This is a genomic window from Neorhizobium sp. DAR64862/K0K3, assembly GCF_050500185.1.
In the GTDB taxonomy this organism is placed as follows: domain Bacteria; phylum Pseudomonadota; class Alphaproteobacteria; order Rhizobiales; family Rhizobiaceae; genus Neorhizobium; species Neorhizobium soli.
Window position 1 is genome coordinate 1,204,982 of sequence record NZ_CP191450.1, and the last position, 13,526, is coordinate 1,218,507.

Genomic DNA, 13,526 nt, shown 5'->3' on the forward strand with positions numbered 1-13,526 from the left:
CGCACCGGAGGTCAGCGCGGGAAAGAGGTTGCAACCGCCTCCAACAAAGCTTTTTATTCGACGGGAACAGCCGCGCCGTCGTCAGGCCGGCGGTAAAATGTCCTGAGCGTGCGTTCATCCTTGCTGGTGACCTGAAGCCAGGCACCCGGAATCTCCGTCAGTTCACGCAGAACGATCGAATGCTCGATGCCGAACAGCCGCGAAAAGCTGCGGCTGTCCTTGGCAACATCGAGATCGAGGGCAATGATCATCCCCGCCTGAATGCCGCTGAGGCGGGGATCCTGCTGTTGCAGCCTGGCAGTGAGCGCCATAAACCGGTCTGGATCCGGCGGGTTGCCCGTCACGCCGCCTCGCGACGGCGAACGGAGACCATCACCGATTTGGATGTGGGCGTATCGCTCTCTTCGCCCGCGCTTCCGATCGGCACGAGAACATTCAGTTCGGGGTAATAGCCGGCGATGCTGCCCCGCGGAATGTCGTAGGGAACAAGGCGGAAATCAGATGCAACGCGGGCGATGCCGTCAGTGTACTCGCAGACGACGTCGACGCGTTCCCCAGCCTTTGCGGACAGCGCCTTCACGTCCTCGGGGTGCATGAAGATGACCTGTCTTTCGCCGTAAACGCCACGATAGCGATCGTCGAGACCGTAGACCGTCGTGTTGTACTGGTCATGTGAGCGGAACGTCTGCAGCGCAAAGTGATCGTGGCGCTTGAGGGCGGCCTGATTGACGGTCTCGGACGGCAGGGCGATGTCGGAGAAGGATGCCTTGCCCGTCGGCGTGACCCACTCACGATGGGCAGCCGTGTTGCGCAGGTGGAAGCCTCGCGGCTTGCGCAGACGCGCGTTGAAATCCTCAAAGCCCGGAATGGTCGCCTCGATATGCTTGCGGATCAGGTCGTAATCGTCGGCCAGAGCCGCCCAGTTGATCATGTCCGAGCCGACGGTGGACGCGGCCATGCCGGCAACGATCGCGACTTCTGAGAGAAGATGCGGCGAGGCAGGCCTGTTGATGCCGGCCGAGCCATGCACCATGCTCATCGAATCCTCGACGCTGACGAGCTGCGAATTGCCGGCAGAGTTAAGATCGATCTCGGTGCGGCCAAGGCAGGGCAGGATGAACGAGACATCGCCCGGCATCAGATGCGAATGGTTGGGCTTGGTTGCGACATGCACGGTGAGTTTGAGCTTGCGAAGCGCCTGCTCGACCAATGCGCTATCGGGCGTGGCGCGGGCAAAATTGCCGCCGAGCCCGATGAACGCCTGTGCGGAACCATCCAGCATCGCACCGATTGCAGCGATCACGTTATGACCGTTGGCGCGCGGCACCGCGAACCCGAATTCTTTCTCGAGCGCGTCGAGGAAGGCAGCCGGAGGCTTTTCGTTGATACCGACCGTCCGATCGCCCTGAACATTGGAATGACCGCGCACAGGGCACAGTCCGGCTCCCGGCTTGCCGACATTGCCGCGCAGGAACATGAAGTTCGAGATTTCGCGAATGGTCGCGACCGAGTGCAGATGCTGGGTGATACCCATGGCCCAGGTGCAGATGACGCGCTCTGCCTGCATGTAGACGTCTGCAGCGCGTTCGATCGCTTCGCGGGTCAGGCCAGACTGCGAGATGATCTCATCCCAGCTGGTTGCCTCGACCGCGGCCAGATAGGCGTCGAAGCCTTCGCAGTGTTCGGCGATAAACGCGTGATCGAGCACGGACGGACGGCCGGCTGCAACAGCTGCTGCTTCCGCCGCCAGAACCGCTTTCGACATCCCGCGCACGGCGGCCATGTCGCCGCCCAGTTGCGGCTGAAGATAGTCGCTGGCGATATCGGTCGCGCCGCCACGCAGCATCTGCAGCTTGTCCTGCGGATCCGAGAACCGCTCCAGACCGCGCTCCTTGACCGGGTTGAAGACGACGATCTGGGCACCGCGGACCGCGGCGCGCCGCAGGTCGCCCAGCATGCGCGGATGGTTGGTACCCGGGTTCTGGCCAATCACGAAGATCGCGTCGGCCTTCTCGAAATCCTCGAGCAGGACCGTTCCCTTGCCGACGCCGATCGACTGGCGAAGAGCCACGCCGCTCGCCTCATGGCACATGTTGGAACAGTCGGGGAAATTATTGGTGCCGTAGGCGCGCACGAACAGCTGGTAGAGGAATGCCGCTTCGTTGCTGGCGCGGCCGGACGTGTAGAATTCAGCGCGGTCTGGGTTGTCGAATCCCTTGAGAATGTCGCCGATCTCGGCGAACGCGTCCTGCCATGTGACCGGGAGATAGCGATCGCTTGCCGCGTCGTAACGCATCGGATGGGTGAGACGACCGTTGAGCTCAAGCTCATAGTCGGACTGACGGCGCAGCTCGGAAACGGTGTGTGCCGCGAAAAATGCCGGTGTGGCGCGCTTTTCGGTCGCCTCCCACGAGACGGCCTTCACGCCGTTCTCGCAAAATTCGAACGAGGAGCCATGCTCCGGATCGCCCCAGGCGCAGCCGGGACAGTCGAAACCGTCAGGCTGATTGGCCTTCAACATTGCCCTCGCACCGGACAGCGGAGAGCCGCTGTTCAGCAGCTGCTTGCCGCAGCTTTTCAATGCGCCCCAGCCGCCTGCGGCCGACGATTTTTTTCCGATAAATCCTGTATCCATGCTGCATCTATTTGTCGCGGGGACGATTTGATCAAGCGGCAGAACAGCATGGCTTGATAGGAAATATCTATCGTCCTTCTAAGGGGCTCCGATTTATGGTGGTCCGTCGCGGAACTTCTCATCACCGGGATTGAAAGCGCGGCGTCTGCGGCTATTCTCGCGCCGAACTGAAGCGACATCTAGATACCGAGCGGAACGGCTACGCAGGAGAGAACATGACAGAAAGTGCCGCCATCCATATCGGCTTTGACGATCTGGTCGCTTTGCTGAAGACGATTATCGTCCACAACGGCGTATCTGAGCCAAATGCCCAGATCCTTGCCGAAAACTGTGCCGGCTGTGAGCGCGATGGCTCTTTGAGCCACGGGATTTTCCGCATGCCGGGATATGTATCCTCTCTGAAGAGCGGCTGGGTCGATGGCAAAGCCGTGCCGGAGGTGGAGGACGTCGCCCCGGCCTTTCTCCGCGTCGATGCCAACGGCGGATTTACCCAGCCGGCGTTCTTCGCCGCGCGGTCCCACCTGATCGAAAAAGTCAAAGCCAACGGCGTTGCGGTCCTTGCTATCCGTCGCTCGCATCACTTCAGCGCGCTTTGGCCGGATGTCGAACCGTTTGCGGATGAGGGGCTTGTCGCCCTGAGCGTCGTCAACAGCATGGCGTGTGTGGTACCGCACGGTGGCCACAAGGCGGTGTTTGGCACCAACCCGATTGCCTTCGCCTCGCCGCGCGCGGGCTCTGCTCCATTCGTCTTCGATCAGGCATCTTCAGCGATCGCTCACGGCGACGTGCAGATCGCGGCACGCGCCGGGCATGACCTGAAGCCCGGCATGGGTGTCGACCGCAACGGAGAACCGACAACCGACCCGAAGGCAATTCTTGACGGCGGTGCGCTGCTGCCATTCGGCGGGCATAAAGGCAATTCGATCGCATTGATGATCGAAATCCTCAGTGCGGCCCTGACCGGCGGCTATTTTTCAGGTGAGTTCGACTGGAGTGGCCACAAGGGTGCGCAGACGCCATTCACGGGCCAGTTTTTTGTGGTTATCGATCCCGAGCGGGGCGGCAATCACGCCTTTGCCGACCGTGTTGCGCAGATCTGCGACCTTGTCCTCGATGCCGGTCAAGATCGTCTTCCTGGGGAGCGGAGACATGACACTCGAAAGGCTGCCCTCGCACATGGCATACCGCTCTCGCCCCAAAACCACGACATGCTGATGGCTCTCGCTACACCCTGATGTCTCGTATTTGCAGATGCAATTTCGCGAATATGAACTTCACCGCGCGGAAGAGAAAAAACTTGTCATCGGGGGTAACTATAACGCAGCAAACCCTTTGCCTTTTGCTTGCAAGAAAACATAAGGAGGCATGTAAGGAATGCTTGGAATCAATTTACATCGACAATCTCTAGCCTGACCTACTACATTTTAACTTGAGCAAATATAAGCGACCCAATTCTCAGGAGATTTCATGCGTATCGTAATGGTTGGATCGGGCTATGTCGGGCTTGTGTCCGGAGCGTGTTTTGCAGATTTCGGCCATGACGTGATCTGCGTCGACAAGGCCGCGGAAAAGATCGATGCCCTGAAGAATGGCGTCATCCCGATCTTCGAGCCCGGCCTTGATGCCTTGGTCGAAAGCAATGCCAGGTCCGGCCGTCTTTCCTTCACGACCGAGCTTGCGCCGGCCGTCAGCGAAGCCGATGTCATCTTCATCGCTGTTGGCACCCCCTCGCGTCGTGGCGATGGTCATGCCGACCTCGGTTACGTTTATGCAGCCGCAAAAGAGATCGCAGCTTCGATCAAGGGCTTTACCGTCGTCGTGACGAAGTCCACCGTGCCTGTCGGCACCGGCGACGAAGTCGAGCGGATCATCCGGGAAGCCAATCCGGATGCGGATGTCGCCGTTGTCTCCAACCCGGAATTCCTGCGCGAAGGGGCAGCGATCGATGACTTCAAACGTCCGGACCGCATCGTTGTCGGCCTGTCGGATGACCGTGCCAAGGCTGTGATGACCGAGGTCTACCGGCCGCTGTTCATAAACCAGTCGCCGCTGCTGTTTACATCACGCCGCACATCCGAACTGATCAAATATGCCGCCAATGGTTTTCTCGCCATGAAGATTACCTTCATCAACGAGATGGCGGACCTTTGCGAGAAGGTCGGAGCCGACGTTCAGGACGTCTCGCGCGGGATCGGCCTCGACGGTCGCATCGGATCGAAATTTCTGCACGCAGGTCCGGGCTATGGCGGATCCTGCTTTCCAAAGGACACGCTGGCGCTGGCAAAGACCGCGCAGGACTTTGATGCACCCGTGCGCCTGATCGAAACAACCATCGCCGTCAACGACAGCCGCAAGCGTGCCATGGGCCGCAAGGTGATCGCCGCTGCCGGTGGCGATGTGCGCGGCAAGAAGGTCGCTCTGTTCGGCCTTACCTTCAAACCGAATACCGACGACATGCGCGACAGCCCGGCAATCGCCGTCGTTCAGGCTTTGCAGGATGCCGGCGCGATCGTGTCCGGCTATGACCCCGAAGGCATGGCAAATGCCAAGCAGATGATGGACATCGAGTTCGCAGCGGGACCCTATGAAGCAGCAGAAGGTGCGGATGTCGCCGTGCTCGTGACCGAGTGGAATGCGTTCCGAGCCCTCGACCTCGACCGCCTGAAGTCCATCATGAAAACGCCGGTTCTCGTCGACTTGCGCAATGTCTATCGCGCTCAGGAAGTTGAAGCACACGGCTTTGCCTATACGGGTGTGGGCAAGAGCATCTGAACCCGGGATCCGGCACATGGCGGTGTTGCCTTGAGCGGGACAAGCAAGAACCTTCAAAGCGACCGTAATCCCTGGCGGATTTCGAACGGGGATTACGGCGCATGCGAAAGATGATCCGCTGGTTGACCTTGCGCGCCTCACCGCAACTTGGCGAGCAGCGCAGGCGAAGGCTCGACCTTGGAAGCGAACCGTTACCCTACCCGCTTTACGCGATCGGCGATGTTCACGGCTGTCTTGACCTGCTGAAAAGGGCTGAAGCCGTCATCGCGGATGACATGAGGCGATTGGGACGCCCCGGGCTCGTTGTTCTCCTCGGCGATTACGTCGATCGGGGACCCGCATCGGCGCAGGTGCTCGAACATCTCTCGAGCCCCAGCGCTCTCGGTTTGAAACGCGTGACGCTTTGCGGCAACCACGACGATCTGTTCCTGCGCTTTCTGGAGCGTCCCGAAGCGTATATGCACTGGCTGGAAATGGGCGGCGACAAGACGCTCGCATCCTACGGCGTGGATCTGCAGCATCTGAGCCTCCGCCGCAAAGGTAGCGGCGCGTCTCTCATGCACGTCTTGCAGGAGGCGGTACCTGAAACGCACCGATCATTTCTTATGGATCTGCCTGTCAGCCTCAAGGCCGGCCAAGTCCTGTTCGTTCATGCGGGCGTGGCACCGGCCATACCGATCGAAGAGCAGCGCGATGAGGATATGATGTGGATCCGCGGGGCGTTCCTCAAGCAAGGGCCTGAACTTCCACATCTCATCGTAATCCACGGGCATACGCCGCAGGAAGATCCTGATTATGGGATCGGTCGCATCGGGATCGATACCGGAGCAGTCTATTCCGGAAAACTGACAGTTCTGCGTATCGATGGTGAGGAGATCTCGATTCTGCAGTGAGGACCAAGCCTTCTGCACTCGTTACCATCAGATGCGCTGGCGAGGCCGATCTGCGCCACGACTTCAAGCAGACATTGTTCGCATGAAAAAACCCGCGCCATCGGCATCTACCGTTGGCGCGGGCTCGTTGTTTTGCTTGTCAGATCAGACCGTGCGGCGACCGACGGTCTCCGTTACGACCACGTTCTTCTTCGTCCCGAAGCTGCCACCGACCCAGCCGGCGATTGCACCGAGTGCCAGGGCGATGAAGCCAAGGATTGCACCAGCAGATACGGCAGTTGCCGTGGCTTCTGCGGCTTCAAGTGCCTGCTGCTTTGCAGCTTCGACGTTCTCGCGGTATGTTGCCTCATACTGCTGAACCTGCTGGCGAGCCTGTTCGACCGGGATGTTCTGCGAGCGAGCGATTGCTTCAGCGGCACGGTTGCGGGCATCTTCTGCCTTTGCCTGGTCGCCGGTTACGGCTGCCTGAACGGCTGCAACTGCAGCGTTCTGGAGAGCCTGCGGATCGTTACCGGTTGTGCTGCGGATCTGCTGCTCGATACCGGCCATCGGGTTGGCGGAATTGGCAATTGCAGGCGCTGCGGTCGACGCAGCCGTTGCTGCCGTCTGGCCAACGCCACCGATGACGCTCGTCAGGCCGCTGAATGCGCCGCCGACGAGTGCGCCGATCGAGGTTGTCAGCATGTAGAGGACCACGAGCGTTGTAACAGCCCAGGTCGTCAGACCATGGTAACCGCCCGTCGAGTTGCTCGGGCGGCCGGACAGGCGGCTCGAGACGTAGCCGCCGACGAAGGCCGCAATGATCCCGGCGATGACAAACCAGATGCCGCCGGCGATTGAGAAGGTGCTGGCAGTCGGGTTGTCGGAGGTGACCGGATCAAGCACCGCGGCACCAAGACCGACGCCGAGAAGATTGAGCAGGAACTGCACTGCAAGCGCGATGACGACGCCTGCAAAGATTGCTCCCCAGGATACTTTGTTCAGTGCCGACGTCGCATTGACTGAGACGCCATGAGTGGTTTCGTGCGGTAGATGGGTTGTGACTGGTGTTACCATGATGGTGATCCTTAAAGCGCCTCACAGACGCGTGAGTGCGCCGTTAACAGTTTCGCCTCATTCAAGTTCCGTCAAAATCGTCGGACAACACGAAATATTGGAACAAAAGCAACATAATCACCTTCGACGGTTAATTCTGAGCATGAGTAATATTTCCGGGGAACAAGCATCTTGCCCGGTGGTTGGGACGAGACCTACAACCAAAGGAATACCTCAATGTTCATGCGAGTTGATCAGCTGCAGGCAAACCTGCCGGCACCGAAACGTGCTGACCCCAATGCTGCCGCAGCACTCCAGGAATTGCTTGGCGGGAAATATGGAGAAATGTCGACGCTCGGAAACTACATGTTTCAGAGCTTCAACTTTCGGTCCAAGGAAAAACTGAAGCCGTTCTACAGCCTTGTTGCCAGTATCACTGCAGAAGAACTTGGCCATGTCGAGCTTGTCAGCAATGGCGTTGGAATGCTCAACAACGGCCCGGACATTCCAGGGGGCGACGAAGGCGACGGTGGCGATATTTCGGGCGCACCCTTCGAGGATATGAAGGATATGCGGTTGGCCGCGGCTTTTCTGTCCGGTGGCGGTGGAGCGGCTCCGATCAACAGCAACGGCGTATCGTGGAATAACGATTTCATCACCAGCACGGGCAATGTCGTCGTCGATCTCTTGCACAATTTCCATCTGGAATGCGGTGCCCGACTGCACAAGCTGCGCGTCTACGAAACGCTGACGGACCCGACGGGTCGCGAAGTTTGCGGCTATCTTCTCGTGCGCGGTTCGGTTCACGCCCATGCCTACGCGTTGGCGCTGAAGAAAATCACCGGCGTTGAAATCGAAAAGTTCCTGCCGACGCCGAACATTCCGCTTTCCAAGATCCCGGAATGCCAGAAATACCTGGATGAGGGTTCGCATCGCCGGCTCTACACGTTCAGCCCGAACGACTACAAGGAAATGGCGGGCATCTGGGGCAATGGCGAAGTCGCTCTTCCGAACGATCCTCCGGGCGAACTCGAAGTGATCGATGGCATGCCCGACGGTGGCAAGATCCACCAGTTGACCGGCGTTCCCTCGGCATTCACGCCGGATTACGCGCCGGAAGAAATGTTCGAGATCGCAGAAAAGCTTTACAAGAAGTCGCGTTAATTCAGTCGGCGGCGGGGACTTTGGTCCCCGCCGTTTTTCGTTGGACGTGTCACCCGTCCAGGGTCTGCAGCAGCTCCGAAATCCTGATCGTCGAGAAGTTGGAAACCGTATCGCAGACTGCGTATGGCAATATGATCAACTCGCCGTGCCGCATTCCACCGCACGTGTAGACGACGTTCGGGACGTACCCCTCACGTTCCGACTTTTCCGGACGAACGAGCGGATCGCGTGACCGGGCGAGAACCTTCGAGGGATCCTTCTTGTCGAGAAGTGCGGCCCCGATCGCATACCGACGGACCGGGCCCACACCGTGTGTGAGAAGCAACCATCCTTCGTCGAGCTCGATTGGGGATCCGCAATTTCCCATCTGTACGAACTCCCAGGGAAATTTCGGACGCAGGATCGCTTGGCCGCCGTTCCATTCGTGCAGGTCGTCGGAGTAGATCAGGTAGAGATTTTCATTGTCCTGCCGACCGATCATCGCGTAGCGACCATCAATCTTCCGCGGAAACAGCGCCATCCCTTTGTTCATCGCCGCGGTGCCGGTCAACGGCGTCATCTTGAACGAGATGAAGTCGCTGGTCTGGAGCAATTCCGACCGGATGGCCTTGCCGCTGTAAGCGGTATAGGTCGCATAGAACGTCTTTTCCTCATTCTCCTCCGTCTCGAATTCGACGAAGCGTGCATCTTCGATGCCGTTCGACTGAGCTGGTGTCACCGGAAAGATGACGCGTTCGCTGATATGCTGGTCGGCGCTGAAACTGAGTTCGACGCTCTCATCCGGTGAGCCTGACAGTGGCGTTTGGATCGTTGGGGTGGATGCAAGCCGTGCAGTCGGTTCTATCTCCACGCCGCCATCGGGCGCGATCAGTCCCGTGCGGAACGTCAACGAGGAGACATGCCCCTCGCCGACGGCTCGCAGGCTCAAGACAAACCGGCGGCTACCCTCCGGCACGCCCGATTGATCCGGATGAGCGACGATACTGGGGTTGAACAGTGCCGAGGCTTCAAACGAATATTCGTTGAGGAAGTAGGCCCCGATCAGCTGTCGCTGCGTCGGGCTGAAAACCGTGTGCGGCGCAAAGGCTTCTTCCATCTCCTTCGCGCGTGCTTCGAACGTCGCCAGGAGGTTACGGTGGCGGCCCTCAAAATTCTCGAGCACGTCCGCAAGAAGAAGATCGGCGGCCTGCGGTTCCAGCGCCAGCACCCGATCGACAATAAGGTTCGCCCGGGTTTTATCCGTCGGATTCAGATCCCGGGGTTCGGTAGCGGGCTTGAACGGACGCACGACCACGCGGGAGGAATCGGGTCGTAGGAAGAGCGATTGGCGGTTGACAACAACGGCTTTTGACAAAGCGATCTCATTTCATTTGAACGGAATTCGGGATCAGGCACTCAGGGCGTGCAATTGGGAGGAGGTTGCCGATTGACTGCCGCTTCGCACGATCCTGCGATATTCGACGAGGCCTAAGAGGTAAGCGAGCACGGACTCGGCCCCCCTGTTCTCGTTGGGGCGTGCGCGATGCAGCCCATCGCGACAACTTCCGGTGTCGATATCCACGAGCGGGACGGAAAGATCATTGGCACCCGTAAACCAGTCCAACGCCATCCGTGCATTGCTTTGCCATTCAGGGCGTTTCTCGGCATGCCAGGCCGTCAGGCAGGCAGAGATGGTTGCGGCCGCCTCGACCGGCTGCTGGTCGAAATGCTGTGGCGGCAAGTCGACATCACCAAAACCATCCGAACCGACCGGGCGGAAATGCCCTGTCCGTGCAGTCTGCATCGTCATCAGCCAGCGCAGGCTCTGCAGGCCAGCGGAGATATGGGTTGGCTTCTCAGCGGCCAGACCCGCAAGGATCAGAGCTTGCGGAAGACGGGCGTTGTCATAGGACAACCCCTCTTCAAACCACGGCCGATCCGGTGTGGCCACACGCGAGAAAAGCGCCATCAGCCGATCTGCAAGAGTGGACCGAACCCGTCGGGCATTGATGTCGTGTCGCCGGGCCGCGCAATATCCGTCCAATCCCAGCAACGTGAATGCCCAGGCGCGAGGTGAGGTGAAATCGACTGCTGTCGGAAGGGCTTCGGCAAACAGATCGGCAGCCCAGTTGCGTCTCGCCGAACTGGTGTCGTTGAGTGCGCATTGTCCAAGCGCCCACAGCGTGCGGCCATGGCTGTCTTCCGAGCCCTTGTCTTCCAGCCATCGCCGGTCAAAACCCATGAAATTGCGAAAGTGCTTTTGATCCGGGTTCCACGCATGCTGGACAAAGGACGCAAACCGCGTGGTCAGGATATCGGGCAACTGGGTTTCGCCGGAGGCCATGAGAGTGACTGAAAGCAGCAGCGCCCTGGCATTGTCGTCGACGCAGTAACCATGCGACCGGTCCGGGACAGAATGGACGGCATGCTGGAATAGTCCGGTGTCGTCACACATCGACAAGAGGTACGCGAACTGGAGCTCGGGCACACCGGGCGAGCCGAGGGCCGACGGCTTGCGGCCAACTGGCGGGACAGCACCGGGCCGGATTTTTGGCTGGATGACCGCCTCAAACAGCGAGAGGTATCGCTGGCCCGTGCGCTGCCAGGTCATAGACCGACTGGCGGCATAGGCGCGACGGCGTATCGCGTTGCGACTGTCATCGTCGGTCAGCAATGCTGCGATTTCCCGACCGATCGCCTCGGAATCGCCGAACGGTACGAGAACGCCGGAGCCATCCGCAAGGAGCTCGCTCGCGTGCCAGTACGGGGTCGATACAACGGCTTTGCCGAGCCCGAAACTGTAAGCAAGCGTGCCTGAGGTCATCTGGGCTTCGTTGAGATAAGGCGTCGCGTAGACGTCGCACATCGAAATGAAGTCGAGGAGGGTCGGCAGGTCGACGAAACGGTCGAGGAAGACCACATGGTCTTCGATGCCGAGATCCTTTGCACGCGCTACGAGCGACTGTCGATACGTCTCGCCCTCGGTCCGCACAAGATTCGGGTGGGTCGCGCCAAGCACGACGTAGACTGCGTCCGGCCTGCTCTGCAGGATCACCGGCATCGCGTCGATCATGACCTCGATGCCCTTGTTGGGTGACAACAGGCCGAACGTCAGGATAACGGATCGACCCTCAAAGCCGAGTTTGGTCTTCGCCTCGTCCGGCTCGCTGAAGGCGATTTCCGGGATTCCGTGCGGGACGAACTCGATTTTCTCCGCCGGCACATCATAGACTTCCTGCAGCAGCTCGCGCCCCCGCGCGGCCATCACCACCACCTTCGACGAGATATCGACGATATTGTTGAAGACCCGGCGCTGAGATGGTGTCGGTTCGGCAAGAACCGTATGCAACGTCGTTACGACAGGCATCGTCAGCCGTGACAGCAGCGCCAGGATATGACTTCCGTCATTGCCTCCGAAGATGCCGAACTCGTGCTGGAGGCAGACGATATCGAATTTCTCAGCGTTCAGGTATTTCGCGGCTGCGACATATTCCGCGAGGTCGTCGTCCGCGATCTGCAGATGGACGCTGTGCGGATAGTCATACACCTGGCCATGATCCGTCATGGCAACAATCGCCGTTTCGACGTTTGCCGAGGTTTTCGATACCGCTTGCTCAAGATCCGTCGTGAAGGTCGCGATGCCGCAGCGGCGCGGCAGTGAGTTGCCGACGAAAGCGATTTTCCTGGTCTGGGTCATGACAGCGTCTCCGTTGAAGGGAACGCTGGAACGTCCGCTAAGGGTTGAACAATGGTCGTCGTGTTGGGATCCGGCATGTCCCGGAGCGGACCGACCTCCCGCAGCAAGTTTTCCCGGGCGTCTTTGCCGGCAAAGGCGAGCAAAGCTGTGATCGGATCAGCACCGGCTCGTATCGATGCGTCTTCCGCTTCCAGGAAAACGGCATCACCAAGCTTCAGCGGCATTGATCCTATCGACGCTTCGCCCGCAAGGAGAAGGAGCCAGCATTCGCTTTCGGCCCTGAGTTGCCACAGCGTGTTTGCAGCAAGTGTCACCCGCTCAAGCACGAAGAAGTCGCAGGAGACGAGTAGCGTTCTCTCTTTCGTCAGATGACGCATCGGTTCCTGGCGCGGTGCCGGTCCCAGCTGCGCCACGGAAACTGCCTGTTCGATATGGAGTTCACGCGCGCTTCCATAGTCGAAAAGACGGTATGTCGTGTCACTCGCCTGCTGGATTTCGGCAATGACGAGCCCCGCACCGATCGCGTGGATGGTTCCGGCAGGGACGAAGAACGCATCGCCCGCATAGGCTTTTTGCCAGTTGAGCAGGCCACCGATCGAACCGTCGGATATGGCGTCACGCAACACCTCCGTGGACACGGGCGTTTTCAACCCGATCCCCACTTCGGCGCCGTCGTCAGCAGAAAGGACGTACCAGGCTTCCGTCTTGCCGTTCCTCATGCCGACTCCCTGCGCGGCCGCGTCATCCGGATGAACCTGGATCGACAGCGCCTGAGACGTGAACAGCAACTTGAGCAGCAGTGCAGAAGCGTCACGGTCTGGACCGTTGCGCGCGTAGCGCAGCTCGCCAATGACAGTCGTGCCGTCCGACTGGCTCCACGGCTTCAGTTCACGACGGCCCCACGGCTTTGCTGCGGGCTGCACGCCTAGATGTTCTACCGTCATGATACCTCGTGGGTATGCCGCTAAGATCAGTTCGATCTGAGGTCGGTAGCTGCGCCAGCAAATCAGGGTGGAACGGTCGCTATCGCAACGATGTCAGGTTTTGAAACGCGCCCTGGGATATCGGAACCCGCCGGGCAATTCGCGCCGGCGGCCTGTCAGGCTTTGCGCAGGCATACCTGATATAGGGTTATGTCCTGCGAATTTCAATTTTTAAATAAAATCAGCCACCAACCGCAACAAAATAAGATTCTTCACGCATCAGAACTTTTTAAATTATAAGTATATTGGTAATTTATTCAGCTGGTACTGATGAGATACGCTTTAAAAGCGCGAAAAATGCAAAAGTGTACTATCAACACGCATTTCCACGACTTAGGAATACGCTGCAACATCTAGCCAGCATCGCC

The 13,526-nt window shown here is 59.2% G+C and carries 11 protein-coding genes; 5 read left to right on the forward strand and 6 right to left on the reverse strand.

The window, feature by feature from the left end:
* Positions 1 to 53: 53 nt before the first annotated feature.
* Positions 54 to 344, reverse strand: coding sequence for a hypothetical protein (locus ACQY1L_RS22395; RefSeq protein WP_342344800.1), 291 nt, complete (start codon positions 342 to 344; stop codon positions 54 to 56).
* A complete protein-coding gene (locus tag ACQY1L_RS22400) occupies positions 341 to 2,635 on the reverse strand; it encodes an FdhF/YdeP family oxidoreductase (RefSeq protein WP_430244645.1) in 2,295 nt (764 codons plus the stop codon). Before ACQY1L_RS22400 ends, ACQY1L_RS22395 begins: the two co-directional genes overlap by 4 nt.
* Positions 2,636 to 2,850: 215 nt before the next feature.
* On the opposite strand from ACQY1L_RS22400, the gene ACQY1L_RS22405 reads away from it, so the two are divergent.
* The 3 genes from ACQY1L_RS22405 (at position 2,851) to ACQY1L_RS22415 (ending at position 6,300) form a co-directional block, all read left to right on the forward strand.
* Positions 2,851 to 3,870 (forward strand): Ldh family oxidoreductase, encoded by a 1,020-nt coding sequence (locus ACQY1L_RS22405; protein WP_430244648.1) that lies wholly within the window; start codon positions 2,851 to 2,853, stop codon positions 3,868 to 3,870.
* 232 nt (positions 3,871 to 4,102) lie between these two features.
* A complete protein-coding gene (locus ACQY1L_RS22410; RefSeq protein ID WP_062458806.1) occupies positions 4,103 to 5,407 on the forward strand; it encodes a UDP-glucose dehydrogenase family protein in 1,305 nt (434 codons plus the stop codon).
* 101 nt (positions 5,408 to 5,508) lie between these two features.
* Positions 5,509 to 6,300 carry a metallophosphoesterase family protein gene (locus tag ACQY1L_RS22415; protein ID WP_062458804.1) on the forward strand — a complete coding sequence of 264 codons (792 nt, stop codon included), beginning with the start codon at positions 5,509 to 5,511 and terminating at the stop codon, positions 6,298 to 6,300.
* A 144-nt stretch (positions 6,301 to 6,444) separates the two neighbouring features.
* Here the strand turns inward: ACQY1L_RS22415 and ACQY1L_RS22420 are convergent, their stop codons facing one another.
* Positions 6,445 to 7,356, reverse strand: a complete 912-nt coding sequence (locus ACQY1L_RS22420; RefSeq protein ID WP_430244652.1) for a PhnA-like protein — start codon at positions 7,354 to 7,356, stop codon at positions 6,445 to 6,447.
* Between the two features lie 216 nt (positions 7,357 to 7,572).
* Here ACQY1L_RS22420 and ACQY1L_RS22425 point away from each other — a divergent pair, with 216 nt between their 5' ends.
* On the forward strand, positions 7,573 to 8,499 hold the full coding sequence (locus ACQY1L_RS22425; protein WP_113110092.1) for a manganese catalase family protein: 927 nt from the start codon (positions 7,573 to 7,575) through the stop codon (positions 8,497 to 8,499).
* Between the two features lie 49 nt (positions 8,500 to 8,548).
* Here the strand turns inward: ACQY1L_RS22425 and ACQY1L_RS22430 are convergent, their stop codons facing one another.
* A complete protein-coding gene (locus tag ACQY1L_RS22430) occupies positions 8,549 to 9,595 on the reverse strand; it encodes a glycoside hydrolase family 130 protein (RefSeq protein WP_430244655.1) in 1,047 nt (348 codons plus the stop codon).
* Between the two features lie 39 nt (positions 9,596 to 9,634).
* Here ACQY1L_RS22430 and ACQY1L_RS22435 point away from each other — a divergent pair, with 39 nt between their 5' ends.
* Positions 9,635 to 9,814 carry a hypothetical protein gene (locus tag ACQY1L_RS22435; RefSeq protein ID WP_430244658.1) on the forward strand — a complete coding sequence of 60 codons (180 nt, stop codon included), beginning with the start codon at positions 9,635 to 9,637 and terminating at the stop codon, positions 9,812 to 9,814.
* A 72-nt stretch (positions 9,815 to 9,886) separates the two neighbouring features.
* Here ACQY1L_RS22435 and ACQY1L_RS22440 read toward each other — a convergent pair whose 3' ends face one another.
* Both ACQY1L_RS22440 and ACQY1L_RS22445 read right to left on the reverse strand, forming a co-directional pair.
* Positions 9,887 to 12,175: a glycosyltransferase family 4 protein gene (locus ACQY1L_RS22440; RefSeq protein ID WP_430244661.1), complete on the reverse strand. Its 2,289-nt coding sequence runs from the start codon at positions 12,173 to 12,175 to the stop codon at positions 9,887 to 9,889.
* Positions 12,172 to 13,119: a class I mannose-6-phosphate isomerase gene (locus ACQY1L_RS22445; protein ID WP_430244664.1), complete on the reverse strand. Its 948-nt coding sequence runs from the start codon at positions 13,117 to 13,119 to the stop codon at positions 12,172 to 12,174. The genes ACQY1L_RS22440 and ACQY1L_RS22445 overlap by 4 nt, the downstream gene beginning before the upstream one ends.
* Between the last annotated feature and the right edge of the window lie 407 nt (positions 13,120 to 13,526).

Bases quoted from the DNA above. Each gene is read 5' to 3' on its own strand.
- ACQY1L_RS22410 (WP_062458806.1), top strand. From the start codon at position 4,103: ATGCGTATCGTAATGGTTGGATCGGGCTATGTCGGGCTTGTGTCCGGA.
- ACQY1L_RS22405 (WP_430244648.1), top strand. From the start codon at position 2,851: ATGACAGAAAGTGCCGCCATCCATATCGGCTTTGACGATCTGGTCGCT.
- ACQY1L_RS22425 (WP_113110092.1), top strand. From the start codon at position 7,573: ATGTTCATGCGAGTTGATCAGCTGCAGGCAAACCTGCCGGCACCGAAA.
- ACQY1L_RS22430 (WP_430244655.1), bottom strand. From the start codon at position 9,595: ATGGAAGAAGCCTTTGCGCCGCACACGGTTTTCAGCCCGACGCAGCGA.
- ACQY1L_RS22440 (WP_430244661.1), bottom strand. From the start codon at position 12,175: ATGACCCAGACCAGGAAAATCGCTTTCGTCGGCAACTCACTGCCGCGC.
- ACQY1L_RS22445 (WP_430244664.1), bottom strand. From the start codon at position 13,119: ATGACGGTAGAACATCTAGGCGTGCAGCCCGCAGCAAAGCCGTGGGGC.
- ACQY1L_RS22400 (WP_430244645.1), bottom strand. From the start codon at position 2,635: ATGGATACAGGATTTATCGGAAAAAAATCGTCGGCCGCAGGCGGCTGG.
- ACQY1L_RS22415 (WP_062458804.1), top strand. From the start codon at position 5,509: ATGCGAAAGATGATCCGCTGGTTGACCTTGCGCGCCTCACCGCAACTT.
- ACQY1L_RS22420 (WP_430244652.1), bottom strand. From the start codon at position 7,356: ATGGTAACACCAGTCACAACCCATCTACCGCACGAAACCACTCATGGC.